Source organism: Mesorhizobium sp. WSM4989 (assembly GCF_029625795.1).
GTDB lineage: Bacteria > Pseudomonadota > Alphaproteobacteria > Rhizobiales > Rhizobiaceae > Mesorhizobium.
On the sequence record NZ_JARTVN010000008.1, the window covers coordinates 14,266 to 28,641 of the forward strand.

The following is a 14,376-nucleotide window of genomic DNA, read 5'->3' on the forward strand; positions in this document are numbered from 1 at the left end:
ATCACCGAACGCAATTGTTCCGGGCCGACAGTGCGTGTCGGCCGGTTCCAGAGCGCCGGCGGTTACCGGTTCGACGCAGTATTCCTTGGCGTCGCTATAGTCGAACATAGCCTGTTCCCTCGCAATCATTTGCAGGACTTGCCGCAGCCGCACGTCTCACGCGCATTGGGGTTATCGAAAACAAAGCCGGATGTTTCGAGCCCAGTGACGAAGTCCACGGTCATGCCGGCGGCATGGGGTTGGGAGCCTCTATCCATGAACACCTTGAGCCCATCTCGCTCGATGATCGCATCGCCCTCACGTGAGACGCTCTCCAGGCCCATTGAGTATTGGAAGCCGGCGCAGCCGCCGGCATGGACCATGATGCGAAATCCTTCCGCCGGCTCGCTGGCGCGGTAAAGAGCGGCCTTGATGGCGGCAACAGCGTTGTCGGTGAGCGTAATCATGGCTCGATTTCTCCTCGGTCCGGCGTTTTCGTGGATCATCTCGCATGGACCGTGCCAAAGGGAAGACGTGTCAAAAACCGTAGGACATCCCGACGTCTCTTATGCTCGATTGCTGGGGAGACGTCCGACAACCGACACTTACTGTCGGGTTTGTCGCGTCCGCGTCACAGGAAGGGCGCCTGAGTTCGCGATGCACTCACGCGTAAAGCAATGAACAGAGCCAAAGATGTTCAGAGCTTGCCGCGGAGCAACTGGCACGATTTTTGTGAAGCCTTCGTTGCGGCGGCAAAATTGCCGGCCGATTCACCTTTGGGTTGCCCTCGCAATCGAAGAACGAAGGAAAGCAATATGATCCATCAGACCCGCCTTGGTGGGAAAGCAGCACCGCCGGTGGTACCCGAATGCTCGATCGGCCGATTGGCGCCGACCACCCAACAATCGCTCGCTACCGGCGATTGGCCGCTGACCGCCCGGAGACAGGATTCGACTGGCATGTGCCTGACGATCGATCGCGTCCGCCGTGCACATCCCTGAGGCCCGTTTTTCGATCGATCGTCAAAAGAAGAACGGGGCAGGGGTAAAAACATGGATCAGCGCAAGAAGCGGTCGCCCAACGAAATCCGGCGTGCGTGGGAAGTCTGTCCGAACATTCCCGCGCGTGATTTCGCCGCCCAATTGGCCATTTCGGAAGCGGAACTGGTCGCGGCCCATTGCGGTTTCGGCGCGGCACGCATCGACCCGCGCGTCAATCACCTTCTGACGGGCCTCGAATTCGTGGGCGAAGTGACGGCGCTGACCCGCAATCAAGGTGCCGTGCACGAAAAGATTGGCGTCTTCAACAGAGTGATAACCGGCAACAATCACGCCATGGTCCTTGGTGACGAATTCGACCTTCGCGTCTTCCCGCAGGCTTGGAGGTATGGTTTCGCTGTTGAAAGGCGCCATCGCGGCGGAATCCAGCGCAGTTTGCAATTCTTCGACGCCGCCGGCGCAGCAGTGCATAAGGTGCATCTCAGGCCGGTCTCCAACCTTCATGCCTATCGAAAGCTGGTGGCCGAGCTCGTATCCGCCAACCAGGAGCCGACCATGTCGCTTAAGGCGAGAGTAGCCGACCTGGGCGCGAGGACTGCGGACTGGGCCGGCACGGTGGACGACCTACGCGAGTACTGGAGCCGGCTGACTGACGTCAACCTTCTAAAGACGCTCAAGCTCAGCCGCTGCCAGGCTTTGCGCATGGTCGGCCAGGATTACGCTTGGCTGCTCGACAATGCCGCAGTTGGCGCCGTGCTCCAGCGTGCGGCCGAAGACGAATTGCCGATCATGTGCTTCGTCGGCAACCGAGGTTCTATCCAGACCCATTCCGGCTTAATCAAGTCGGTCAAGCAGATCGGGCCGTGCATCCATGTGCTGGACGAAACGTTCCGGCTGCATCTCAGGACCCACCAAATCCGTGAGGTTTGGGCCGTGCGCAAGCCGACCAATGACAGTCACGTCACCTCGCTCGAAGCATATGGGTCCGACGGCAAGATCATCATCCAGTTGTTCGGTGCGCGCAAGGAAGGCGAACGCGAGCGCGACGACTGGCGGGTTCTGGCGGAAAACCTGCCTCGTTTCCCCGACAGCTACATGAGAAAAGACCGATCGTCGTCGGTGGGACGCCGGCGCCCATCTGCCTCCGCAGCCAGTAGCCGGGCATTGAAGCCGAGACCGGGGACACGATGACGCAATAAGCGCGCTGTATTATCGCAACGCGATGAGCAGGAAGCAATTTGGCGCTGCCCCATCGACCGCATGGTTACGACGAAGCCGCGGCCTTTGGGCCGAGCTCAGAGGTGACAATAGCGTGAACGCCGCCGACCGTCACTCCCCACCAGGCGGTCAGGTTTTGCGGTTCGGGCCGAGCAAAAATACTGTCAAGACAGCGAGGAACGTGGCAACCGCGCTGTAGACAAAGACACTGGCAATACCCGTGTGATCCACCAATAGGCCACCGCAAGTTGTGCCGGCTGCGATGGCCACTTGGAAGGTTATGACCATCAGTACACCAGCGCTCTCGGCCTGTTTCGGAGCGGCGCGTAGCACCATCCATGTCTGCAATCCGACCGGGACCGCGCCAAAAGCAAAGCCCCATACGGCAACTGCAATTGCCGAGGTCAAGGCCGATGCTCTCATGGTCAGGAGCGAGACAGCGGCTACGGCAATGAGCAGGGGCGGCAGGGCCGCGACCGCCTTGAGACTGTGTTTGGTGAGGAATGCGCCGGCTAAATTGCCGAAGACGCCGGCCGTGCCAAAAGCAAGGAACACGAGCGGGATTGACTTCTTGTCGAGCGCAGGAACGCTCTCGAGAAAGGCGCGGATGTAGGCGAAGCTGGCAAAATGGCCGGAAGCGACCAATAGCACGACTAGCACCGCAACCTTCATCGCCGGATTCTTCGCGACATCCAGCGGACTGCGGAATCTGCGCACTTCGATCGGAGGCAGTGGCGGAATGGTTACGAGTTGCACGAGCAGCGCAACGGCACTCACGATTGCGGCGACCTTGAACGAGGCTCGCCATCCCCAAATGTCACCGACATAAGCGCCGATTGGAGCCGCGCAGACGGAGGCGACAGAAACGCCGGTGAGGATGACCGACATGGCGCGCGGCATGAGGTGACTTGGAACCAGCCGCATCGCCAACGCTGCCGAAATTGACCAAAAACCACCAAGCGATATGCCAAGGACGACGCGTGCCGCCAGCAAAACCGGCAGCGACCCCGCAACCTCCGCCAGAACGTTCGACAGGATCAGCAGGAGCGTCATCGCCCAGATGACGACCCTGCGGTCCAGACGCTTTGTCACGATGGCGATTATCGGTGCCGAGATCGCCGCGACGATTGCGGCCGCTGTTAGCGCCTGTCCAGCCGTGCCCGTGGTGATACGGAGATCATGCGCGAGCGGTGTCAGAACGCTGGCGGGCAGAAACTCTGCCGTCACAAGCCCGAAGGTGCCGAAGGAAAGCGAAATGATGGCACCCCATGCAGGGCCAGAACGTTGATAGGGACTTTCTGGGTCAAGCCGATCTCGGTCGAACAAAGCCGCGTCCACTAAATCTGTCGCCGATTCGGTCATGAATGAGTTCTCCGGCTAGGAGCTGTTGCAGCAGGGGTGGCTACATCGCCGGGGATCAAAGCCGCGAGACCTTCCGGCGGCGGCCAGTCGGCATCAGTCGAGGCCTCGGAGCCCGACGCATCCGAGGCCTCATCGGAGGGCCGACGGACCCAACCGTCGACAATGCGGGAGAGTTCTCGGCGCGGTCGCATCGATCGCATTCGTCGAAGTGCGGTCTGTTCACTGCGAACCAAGCAAGCCGAACGCGGTGTCCTCGATCGAGGCCTTGATGGGGGGATGATCGACGATCTCTATATTGCTTTGAAGCAGGAAGTTCCGTCGCCATATGTGGTTATCCTGGCAGCCAGAATTGAGCGGTTGTCGCAAGCACCAAGGCGGTCGCAATGAGTGCAACGAGGCGGAAGTCTGATCGATGGCTGCGGTTCGATGGCCGCGCGATCGACAAAATTGAGGTGATGAGTTATCCCTTTTGAAGCCGTTGCTCCCAATTCTGGGATAAGGTAATTGCAGGCGGTCCCAGCAACGTCGGGCGGCCTTTTTGGTGATCGAATTCATGGGACGACACTCTCGGTCCGTGACGCATCTGCGAATGACTCCGCAAGTTCCGTGCCATCAACGACAAATCTGGCTCTGCTGAGCGGGTGGTGGAGGCACGAGCGTGGGCTATCCCAAGAGCTTGCCGCAAGGTTGTTCGAAGTTGAGGTGCCGGATAGACCGCAAATATGTCGGGCGGCCTGGGGTTGGCCAACACGAAGATGCGCAAGTTCAAAAGGACGAGCTGAACCCTTGCCGATATCCATCCGAGGCTGATCTGGAGAAGGTCAAGAACTGCGTCTTGAAGGCTTCCGCCGCACCGGCAAATGCTAAGCCAAGGTGCTGGGCAAGATGGACAGGGCCATCCAACCCGTCGACTGGACGCTCATTAATGGCGTCGGTGTGGCTCTGTAGCTGGCGAGAAAAACGCCCTGCTGAAAGACAAAAGCTCGTGTGGCCGGCTCTGAAGGACGGCCAATGAGGCATGCGAGGAGAGGCTATAGTCCATTCGTGTAGACTGATCTTGTCCTACGGAGGCGGCTAACCACCCCGCCAGACATCATCGAGGGGAGCGCCACTAGGCTCACCCCAAGTGTTGGTCGTTTCCACCTGGTGACCTCGGCCAAGTCACCAAGCCGCTTAGCGCAAGCTTTCGAACTGGATGCTCCCCGGGCACATGATCGGCTAGCGATCCCACCAGTTGAGTTGCTCCAAGTCGCTGTCTAGCATTCTACATTCTGTGTCCGACGCTGGACAAGAATGTTGCAATCCCGACCAGCAAGTCAGCGCAGGCGCCACCTGTTGCCCAGCAAACGGCAAGGATTATCGAAAGACGAATTCGGCACGGAGCTTGCACCGACGATTGCATGCAAATGCCGACAGCATCTCATGAACGGTCTCTCGATTCTGGCGCGGTTAAATCGCGGCCGGTTCCAGATCATGTCCCGCCCGAAATGGTGAGGGACTTCAACCTGTTTACGTCGCCCGGCATGTTGCCGACGGCTAACGGGGATCCGCATGCAGCGGTTGCTTGCGTTCATGCCGGGCCTCCGATCTTTTATTCAACCAGCAACACGCGCGACGGTCGGGGTACCTGGGTCATCACTCGCGCGAGCGACCAGCGCCGGGTGCTGCAGGACACCGAAACGTTTTCCAGCCATCGCAGCATCTTCGCCTCTGTGCTCGGCGAGAGCTGGCCGATGATCCCGCTTGAGCTCGATCCGCCATTCCACGGTGTTTTTCGCTCACTGCTCAATCCGCTGCTTTCGCCAAAGCGGGTAATGGCATTGGAGCCGGCTGTCCGGGAACGAGCGATCAAGCTGATCGACAGGATCGCCGCATCAGGCACGAGCTGCGACATCATGAAGGATTTTGCAGTTCCGTTCGCGGTCAATATCTTCCTTCGCTTTATTGGGCTTTCGGACAACGGACTAGAAACATTTGTCGGCTGGGCTAGAGATCTGCTCCACGGCGATAAGGAGCAACGACCACCCGCAGCCCGGACGATCGTGGCCTTCATCGACGAACTTGCCACCGAGCGCCGCAAGGAGCCGGTCGATGATTTCATGACCTTCATCGTGAAGGCAAAGGTCGAGGGTCGTCTGCTCAGTGACGAAGAAGTCCGTGGCATCGGCGTGCTTGTGTTCGTCGCGGGACTCGACACGGTCTCAGCAGCCATATGCTTCGACTTGGCCCATCTCGCGCGCAACCCCAAAGATCAGGAATTGCTACGAAGCGAACCTGACCGGATTGCCGTCGCTGCGGAAGAATTGCTGCGCGCCTATTCGACCATTCAGATGATCCGAGTGGCAACGAAGGATGTCGACTTCAAAGGCGCGCCGATCCGCAAGGGAGATTATGTTTCCTGTGCCACGATGATTGCCAATCGTGACCCGGCGGAATTCGAATGCCCGAATGAGATCGATCTGGCGCGCGAGGACAACCGGCACGCTGCCTTTGGCTATGGTCCCCATCGTTGTCTTGGCTCACACCTTGCCCGGCGGGAGATTGTCATTGGCCTGGAGGAGTGGCTGGCGCGCATCCCAGCCTTTCGGATCAAGACAGGGACTGAACCTATCACCTTCGGCGGCCATGTGTTCGGGATCGAGAATCTGATCCTGGAATGGTCCTGAAGTTTCAGCCAACGACATTGGAGTTCGCTATGCGTGTCGTCGTACATAAAGCCAGATGCCAGGGTCATGCGCGCTGCTGGGCGCGGGCGCCGAGAGTCTTCAAGCTTGATGACGCCGGCTACATCTTGCCCGGTGATATTGATGTTGCCGATGGGGAGCAACTGCTTGCCTCAAAAGGGGTACGAGCCTGCCCCGAACAAGCTCTGGAAGTTGACGAGCCCCCCGCTAACTCAGTTGTAGAGAGAGACACACGCAAAGTGCAGACTGGCATCGGGAAGGACAAAACAATCATACAATTCGCGACAGACCCTGTCGACCACGCGAAAATTACCGAACTGCGTGACCGAGAGGCGATCCGCAACTGCCTGTATCGGTACTGCCGCGGGATAGACCGCGCCGATGAGGCGGCGCTGCGTAGCGCATACTGGCCCGAAGCGTATGACAGGCACGGTCCCTATTGCGGACCGGCAGAGGACTTCATCCAATTTGCTCTCGGTCTGCCGGGGCACCGTAACATCCATCAAATCACGAACAGCCTGATCGACTTCATCAGTTCAGCAGAGGCCGCGGTCGAGAGCTATTTCACCGCGCTGCAACGCGGACCGGATACAGACCAAGAAATACGTCAGACGCTGCTTTGCGGCCGTTACTGCGATCTGTTTCAGAAGAGGCAGGACGAGTGGCGAATTGCGGAACGGACAGTCGTCTACGATTGGGTTGAGGAGCAAATCCCGCCAGCGATTCTTGAGGCAGATAGGTTCGGCCGGCGACAGCCGATTGGAGCACCACATCCAGACGATCCCATCTACCAGTTGCTCAAGGGTCACATCCCCACCGACCAAGATGGCGTCGAGGGTCCCCAACTGGGAGCTGCATAAGTGGGTAGGAATGGAGGATGAGCGCCCTACGGGAACGACATCTGTGTGGGGCCGCGACTGGCGGTCACTGCAACGATTTGGCTCGGCCCTTCATTCCGCCCAAGGTTGATGGGCTGAGATCACAAGCGGTCATCGTGGAGAAGCTCTCGTGAAACTGGCAGCACGCACCGTAATCATCACAGGCGCTGCGGGCGGGATCGGCCGTGCCCTGGTCGATATCCTTGCCGCGGACGGAGACACTGTAGTTGCGGTGGACCTTCCGGGCAGTGGTGTGGTTGAACTGGCTCGGGATCTCGGGTCGCCGCACGTCGGTCTGGAGTGCGATGTGTCGCGAGAGAAGGACATGCTCTCACTTTTCGGCCAGGTCGAAGCACGGTTCGCGCAAATCGATGTCCTCATCAACAATGCGGCGGTTGGACCCACGATGGATAGGATCATCGACACCGCTGTCGATACCTTCCGACGCGGCGTGACAGTGAACCTTATTGGGCCATTCGTTATGGCCCGGGAAGCGGCGCGGCGCATGAAGCCGGGCGGTGCGATCGTCAATGTGGCTTCGATGGCGGGCGTGGTCGGCAATCCCAGGCGCAACGCCTACGCAGCCTCGAAAGCTGGCGTGATCTCGTTGACAAAGTCCCTTGCATGCGAGTGGGCTATGCGAGGAATCCGCGTCACGGCGGTGGCGCCGGGCTCCGTCCGCACCCCAATGGTCACAGAACTGGCACGCGCTGGCAAAATGGACCTCGCGGCGATACGCCGCCGCGTGCCGATGGGGCGCTTGGCTCGCCCCGACGAGATCGCCAGGGTCGTGCGTTTTCTGAGCAGCACGCAGGCGCGCTACATCACCGGCTCGGTGCTGGCAGTCGACGGAGGCTGGATGTCATTCAACCAGCCGGGGGATGCTCACCCGCCGGTGGATGGTGCGCTCCAAGCCGAGCTCTCCTGTCCGGCCGAATGCACAGATGCGCGAATCGTGCTCGTCACCGGTGGCGCAAAAAGCATTGGCGCGGCCGTCGCTCGCCGCTTTGCCGCGAACGGCGACACCGTCGTGATTGCTGATAAAGATGGCACTGCAGCGGCAGAGCTGGCTACATCGCTCCCCGGCAAGCATCTGGCGAAATCGCTGGACGTGGCCGTCGAGAGCGATGTGGTGTCGATGTTCGAAGAACTGAGGGGACGCTTCGGGTATATCGATGTTCTGGTCAATAGTGCTGATACCGCCGACAGGATTGTGCCTGCGATCGAGCAACTGTCGAAACAGCTCGAACACGTCCTGGATGTCAACCTTACCGGCGCCTTCACCTGCGCGCGCGAAGCGATCAAGGCTATGCGCCCGGGCGGCGTGATCCTCAATCTCGGGTCGATCGACAGCTTTCTGCCGTTCGCGCCGCGCCATGCCTACGGCGCCTCCAAGGCGGGGATGGATATGCTGACCCGTTGCATGGCGGCCGAACTCGGGCCGGTCGGAATTCGGACAGCCACCGTCGCTCCTGGCCACATCCGCACGCCCGCACTTGCTCAGTTGGCCAAAGCCGGCCGCATCGACCTGACAGCAATCGGACGACGCATCCCCATGGGCAGGATGGGACGGCCAGAAGACGTCGCAGATGCATCGTTCTTCCTTGCTTCGTCTGACGCCTCATACATCAACGGCTCGATCCTCTACGTGGACGGCGGCTGGACCTCGTTCGGTGATGCGGGAAACGCCAGCGAGCTCTATGACGAATGTTTTGCGGAGGCCGCAGGTTAATTGCCAGGCCTTCGCAGGGCGACCGGCCGAGCATTATGAAGCCTCGGCTCCACGACGCACCTGAGGTGCTTGAGATCCAAGCATGCGCATGCCGAGCACATTCCCGGTCGGCTGACGTGTCTATAACGAGGAGAAATCATGGAATTTGCCACTTTCATTCTGGCCGCCCAGCGTGGCTATCACCAATCCTCAGAAAGCGTCATCCGCAACTCCATCGAACAGGCCGTCGCTTCGGAGCAGGCTGGGTTCAACACCGCGTGGTTTGCTGAGCACCACTTCAACAATTACAGCCTCATACCATCCCCGCTGATGATGGTGGCGCACTGCGGCGGCTTGACAAGCACGATTCGCCTGGGCACTGCCGTCTGCGTGCTGCCGCTTTACCAACCGCAGCGCCTGCTGTCCGAGATCGGCTTCGCCGACATCGTTGCGAACGGCCGTCTCGAGCTCGGCGTAGGCTTGGGATACCAGCAGTTCGAGTTCGAACGGTTCGGCGTGGACATCGATGAGGCGCCGGCCGTCTTTTCGGAATACCTGGACATCATTCTCAAGGGCCTCAACCAAAACGTCTTCGAACACGACGGCCAGTATGAGAAGATCCCCCCAACAGCGATTTCGGTCCGCACAGTCCAGCAGCCGACGCCGCCTATCTGGATCGCTGGCGGAGCCGCACGGATGGCTCGGGCCTACCGCGAGGGGCACAATTTTTTTGTCACAGCCTTCCACGACGGCTTAGAGACTTTGACCACACTGCGTGAATCAGTCGAGAGGGCGGCGGCATCCGAGGAAAAGAACGTCACCGACGTCAAGATATCGCTGCTGCGCTGCTGCTATGCCAGCCACGACGAGTTGGAGATCAACAGCTATCTCGACAATGCCCGCTTCCAGCGCCGGCTTTCTGAAGCCCTGCATCAGCGTCGCCAACAGAGCCACGATGGCTACCTGCTGCAGGAGACACCGACCCAGCAGGATCTGTCCTTCGAGACCATGCGCAAAAATTTGCCGATTGGCAGCGTAAATCGCGTGATTGATCGCCTGCTGGAAGAGATCGATATCTTGAAACCGGACCAGATCGCAGTTCAGACTCAATTGGGCGACTTCGACCAAAAGACGATGCTGCGCCAGATCGAGCTCTGGGGCGACAAGATCATCCCTGCGGTCAACAAGGCGCTTTGTCATGCCGGAAGCTGAAGCCGGCCGTTACGATGATGGCTGCCTATCCAGCGCGCAATGGCGTGGGTCCGAGCTAGGGAGGAGCTTCGATCAGCATGTGCTGCCCTGCGTACATTCACGTTCGCTTGAGGAGGTCCAGGCGGGCGAGGTGTTGGCGACGGAGGGGACAGGCCTTTCGTCTGTCGAATTGCGTGATGTCTTGGCCGCAACTTTCCCGTCTACCTCCAGCAGCGTATTCGCTTTGGAGGAGTTGAGCGAGCCCGAGCCGGAACTGGAAGAGGAACTGCTACGCCGGCTGCTGCTAGCGCATGCTGCGCCGGCCGACCCGGCGAGCGCCCGCTTGGCCAAGATCATCGCCCGGCGTGCGATGCGCATGGACCATCTTTGGCGGGATCTTGGCCTCTCAAATCGCGCTGAGCTCAGCCGCCTGCTTGCCAGACATTTTCCCGCGCTGGCGGCAGGCAACACAGAAAACATGAAATGGAAAAAGTACTTTTACCGCAAGCTGTGTGAGGCCGAAGGCTTTTCGTCATGCACAGCACCCAGTTGCGGGGAATGCCATGACTTCGAAAGCTGCTTCGGCCCGGAGGAAGTTGAGAGTCGCCTCTCGCCGACCACGAATGTCGGTTAGTCACTTCGCTTGATCGCAGCTGCGGACAAACGCTTATCGCGGCGCCGTCGTATGGAGGAAGGGATGTTCATCGCCTCGCGATATTTGGTGACGGTACGGCGAGCGACATCGATGCCGGTCTCCTTGAGTTGAGCAACGATGTCTTCGTCGGAATGTACCTTGTCGAGCGATTCTTCGGCTATGATTGCCTTGATCCGATGGCAGACAGCTTTGGCGGAGTGCGCATCGCCGCCCTCGCAGGATGCGATTGGCGCAGCGAAAAAATACTTCAGCTCGAACACCCCGCGCGGAGTCAACATGTACCTGTTCGAAGTCACCCGGCTTACCGTCGACTCGTGCATGCCGATCTCGTCAGCGACATTTTTGAGACAGAGAGGCCGCAGATGGGCGGCGCCGTGTGTAAAAAAGGCATCCTGCTGGCGCACGATTTCGGTCGCAACCTTAAGGATCGTCTTAGCGCGCTGCTTGAGACTGCTGATCAGCCAGTTCCCTTTTTCCTGGCAATTGTCGAGAAACGCTTTGCCTTCCGGATTTTGCTTGGTCAGCTGCGAGATTTCGGCGACATAGGTGTGGTTGATCAACACTTTGGGCAGCGTGGCCGGATCAAGCTCCACCCGCCATCCACCTTCGGACTTGGGCATTACCCAGACGTCCGGTACGATGGTTTCCGGCGTCCCGGACTGGAACCGGTCTCCAGGCTTGGGATCGAGCGCGCGGATTTCGTTCCTCATGTCGAGGAGATCCTCCTCGTCGACTCCGCAACGCTGCTTCAATCCCTGAAAATCCCCCCGTGCAAGCATCTCGAGATTGGCGACCAAAGCTGCCATAGCCGGGTCGAACCGGTCTTGCTGGCGCAGCTGAATCTCCAGGCATTCGCTGAGAGTTCGCGCAAAAATGCCCGGCGGATCAAATTGCTGCAAGATTCCGATGACCCGTTCCACATCAGCTTGCCGAACGTTTAACGTCCTGGCCAGATCGAAAAGGTTTACCTGAAGATAGCCAGTGTCCTCCAGATGAGCGGCGAGCTGTCCGGCAATCAGCCGCTCCTGGGGGGTGAACGGGTTGAGGGCGACCTGGCGGGCGACATGGTCGTGCAATGTTTCGGTGTGGGCGGTAAACTCCTCGACGGCAGGTCGATCGTTGCCGCTACTGCGTTGCGACTTCCATTGCCCGCGCCCGCCAGACGGCCCGCCAATGGGCGATTCGCCGATTTCGCTTCTGCTTTGACTGCTCCGCTGATCCACCCCTGGCAGCGGCGAATCGTCGTCAAACGGGTCAGGCTTCAAAACGGGGTTCTTCTCGAGTGCCTGCTGCACGAGCTGATGGAGTTCAGTATGCGTCAATCGCAGCAAGCGAATAGCTTCAATGGCTTGAGGCGATAAGACCATACGTTGCTTCTGGCGTTGAAGCAGGCTTGCTGAGAGATGCATGTTGAACCGTGATCTGCCGAGGAGGCTCTAGTGTGTGCTTGGGTTGTGTGAGACTTTCCACTTCTGGGTCATGCCGCCGCCTTCAATTTGTCGAGAACGTTTTGCGGGGATGAAACGCCATAGGGGTCCGTCTCGCAGTTGTCACAGAAGCCTTCCTCCTCGAACCACTGCTCCACCACGCCATCGTCGATCAGAGCGGCGTATCGCCAGGAGCGCATGCCAAAGCCCAGATTGTCCTTCGCGACCAGCATGCCCATTTTGCGCGTGAACTCGCCCGACCCGTCTGGGATCAGCTCGATCTTCTGCAGCCCCAAGGACTTTCCCCACGCATTCATGACGAAAGCATCGTTGACCGAGACGCAGTAGATCGCGTCAATTCGCAGTTCCAGAAATTGATCATAGAGTTTTTCGAAATCGGGCAGTTGGAAGGTCGAGCAGGTCGGGGTGAAGGCGCCAGGCAGCGAGAACAGGATGATGCGCTTGCCCCCGAAATAATCGTCGGAGGTCTTGTTCTCCCACTGATAAGGATTTGGCCCCCCGATCGACTCATCGCGAACACGCGTGCGAAAGGTCACGAGAGGAACGTTCTTTCTATAGGTCATTGATTTGCTTCCAGGCCAAAGTGGTACGGTGCATTTTTCGGTTAAACTGAAGCGGCATCGACTTCGGTCGACAGTTCCGGCAGCCTCGCGCCTTGGCGTGGTTGCCTCGGACCGGTCTTGTGCAAGACCGCCCCCGAGCAGGCACGTTTAACGGCGACGAGCTTCCGCGGAGACGGGGAATTTTGCTCGCGTGCTTTATCGAGCTTTGAGAGGTAGGCATGGTCTGCAACCGTGATTTTGACTGCGTTCTATCGACCGAGTCGCAAGCGCCATGCCAATTGACCCGATGCCTTGGGTTCACTTCGGTTTTTGCAGCAACTTTCGTGTTGTGCAGTAATGCCGGTCGATATTATTGCTCAAGCAGCACTGGAAATTGGGTGCGACTCCGTTCGGCAAACCCGGCCTTTGTCCGAAGCCGGACACGAATGTCGGAAATAGCCAAACGCCAGGATCTGGGGCGGGTTAAGAAACGTTGCCGTGGGCACCGGCTTCAGCACAATTGCGCCACGCGAGCATGGCTCCCAGCGTCAATGCCGTGCAGCAGCGAGACGAAGTCACTGCAGAATATCAACCTCTGCGAAGTCGTTGAAACCCAGCATGTGCGAGCCGTTCGAGGCGCAGATCAAGGCATGCTCGAGGAAGAGCTCGTGCTCTCGGCAGCAAGTGTTGCGACGTCTGACAAGGATCGTCGCGCTTCAAGGAAAAGAACCTGAATGGTGCACGGCTTGTGAAGGCCGGCGCATGGAAATGGCTGGGCTGATCATCCTCCATGAGGGTTGAATGAAGAGCTGGCCCCTATCTCCCTCAGCTGCAACGGGGGGAGATAGGGCATGTCCGTCTATCGCGCTGGGTAACATTCCTCGGTGATGCAATAAGGGGGAGCAATTTCTCATTTCGGCAGACACGACCCAGCTCTCCTTTCATGCGCTGATTCCCCCAGGGGAAATCGCGACTCCAGGCTTCCTATGCAGCGAATCGCGGTGCTGTCCGATGTCCGACAATGTCGGATGCGGATCGTAGCTGGGCTAGATCCGTCACTTTGCCTCGATGGTTTCCCACTGGCCTTATATCTGCTTCGCCCAAATGCGGCGACATAACCTGTGCGGCATCTGTGAATGGATCGACTTCAATCGAGACCTCGGAGGTCCCGATGCGCGAAGGGAGCTTGCCGATATGACGGCCACCATAGCGAACCACGGTCCGGACGACGAGGGGACTTGGATCGGCGGGCCTGCGGCGCTGGGACACCACCGCCTGGCAATCATCGATATCCAGGGCGGCCGCCAGCCGAGGATGCTCCAGGGGGATGGCCGACCTGACTTGGTGCTCGTCTACACGGGTGAGACTTACAACTACCGCGAGCTGCGTCAACAGCTGGCCGGCCTAGTCCATCGCATGAACACGAGCAGTGACACCGAGGTGGTGCTGCACCGCCCCCGCGAGTAGGGCTCTTCGGCGGGTACACTTTTTTCACGAAATCCGTGAATGTTTCTCGCGACATCATCCCGCAATCGGTGGTGCAGCGGGTGAAGAGCCCGTATCCGGCTATCCAGAATGCCGCCTACGACAAAATACTACGTACGCGGTTCACTGTGATGCTGGACGACCTAGTTGTGGAGCTTCAACAGGTTGTCCTCGATCAGGGCGAGGCGACTGATAGGCGTTTTTGACTTTAGGCTGCCATGTGGA

General features: G+C 59.1%; 11 protein-coding genes and 2 pseudogenes. 9 read left to right on the forward strand and 4 right to left on the reverse strand.

Translation table 11 applies throughout. The features are described from left to right. Positions 1–125: 125 nt before the first annotated feature. Positions 126–446, reverse strand: a complete 321-nt coding sequence (locus P9217_RS29775) for an iron-sulfur cluster assembly accessory protein (protein ID WP_029356570.1) — start codon at positions 444–446, stop codon at positions 126–128. 210 nt (positions 447–656) lie between these two features. On the opposite strand from P9217_RS29775, the gene P9217_RS29780 reads away from it, so the two are divergent. Together P9217_RS29780 and P9217_RS29785 are read left to right on the forward strand one after the other, a co-directional pair. After that, positions 657–980, forward strand: a complete 324-nt coding sequence (locus P9217_RS29780) for a hypothetical protein (RefSeq protein ID WP_126066777.1) — start codon at positions 657–659, stop codon at positions 978–980. 51 nt (positions 981–1,031) lie between these two features. Then, a pseudogene (locus P9217_RS29785) lies at positions 1,032–2,063 on the forward strand (ChuX/HutX family heme-like substrate-binding protein); the annotation flags it as partial. A 261-nt stretch (positions 2,064–2,324) separates the two neighbouring features. Here the strand turns inward: P9217_RS29785 and P9217_RS29790 are convergent. Beyond that, entirely contained in the window at positions 2,325–3,557 is a 1,233-nt protein-coding gene (locus P9217_RS29790; protein WP_063169386.1) for an MFS transporter, read from the reverse strand. A 1,487-nt stretch (positions 3,558–5,044) separates the two neighbouring features. Here P9217_RS29790 and P9217_RS29795 point away from each other — a divergent pair. From P9217_RS29795 to P9217_RS29820, 6 genes and pseudogenes are all read left to right on the forward strand, one after another. Continuing rightward, positions 5,045–6,223, forward strand: coding sequence for a cytochrome P450 (locus P9217_RS29795; protein ID WP_063169385.1), 1,179 nt, complete (start codon positions 5,045–5,047; stop codon positions 6,221–6,223). 29 nt (positions 6,224–6,252) lie between these two features. Next, positions 6,253–6,375: pseudogene (locus tag P9217_RS29800) on the forward strand (ferredoxin); the annotation flags it as partial. A 138-nt stretch (positions 6,376–6,513) separates the two neighbouring features. Further along, positions 6,514–7,101: a nuclear transport factor 2 family protein gene (locus P9217_RS29805; RefSeq protein ID WP_050580531.1), complete on the forward strand. Its 588-nt coding sequence runs from the start codon at positions 6,514–6,516 to the stop codon at positions 7,099–7,101. A 148-nt stretch (positions 7,102–7,249) separates the two neighbouring features. After that, positions 7,250–8,851, forward strand: a complete 1,602-nt coding sequence (locus P9217_RS29810) for an SDR family oxidoreductase (RefSeq protein WP_063169384.1) — start codon at positions 7,250–7,252, stop codon at positions 8,849–8,851. 138 nt (positions 8,852–8,989) lie between these two features. Beyond that, the gene (locus tag P9217_RS29815) at positions 8,990–10,042 is read left to right on the forward strand and encodes an LLM class flavin-dependent oxidoreductase (RefSeq protein WP_063169383.1); all 1,053 of its coding nucleotides are present in this window, start codon (positions 8,990–8,992) and stop codon (positions 10,040–10,042) included. Then, a complete protein-coding gene (locus P9217_RS29820) occupies positions 10,029–10,655 on the forward strand; it encodes a nitrogen fixation protein NifQ (RefSeq protein WP_063169382.1) in 627 nt (208 codons plus the stop codon). The genes P9217_RS29815 and P9217_RS29820 overlap by 14 nt, the downstream gene beginning before the upstream one ends. On the opposite strand, the gene rpoN is transcribed toward P9217_RS29820, so the two are convergent. Continuing rightward, positions 10,652–12,085, reverse strand: a complete 1,434-nt coding sequence (rpoN, locus tag P9217_RS29825; protein WP_063169381.1) for an RNA polymerase factor sigma-54 — start codon at positions 12,083–12,085, stop codon at positions 10,652–10,654. The two genes, P9217_RS29820 and rpoN, sit on opposite strands and share 4 nt — an antisense overlap. A 68-nt stretch (positions 12,086–12,153) precedes the next feature. Beyond that, entirely contained in the window at positions 12,154–12,687 is a 534-nt protein-coding gene (locus P9217_RS29830; protein WP_063169380.1) for a peroxiredoxin, read from the reverse strand. A 1,173-nt stretch (positions 12,688–13,860) separates the two neighbouring features. Between P9217_RS29830 and P9217_RS29835 the strand changes: the two genes are divergently transcribed. Further along, positions 13,861–14,133, forward strand: a complete 273-nt coding sequence (locus P9217_RS29835) for a hypothetical protein (RefSeq protein ID WP_199489650.1) — start codon at positions 13,861–13,863, stop codon at positions 14,131–14,133. Positions 14,134–14,376 lie beyond the last annotated feature (243 nt).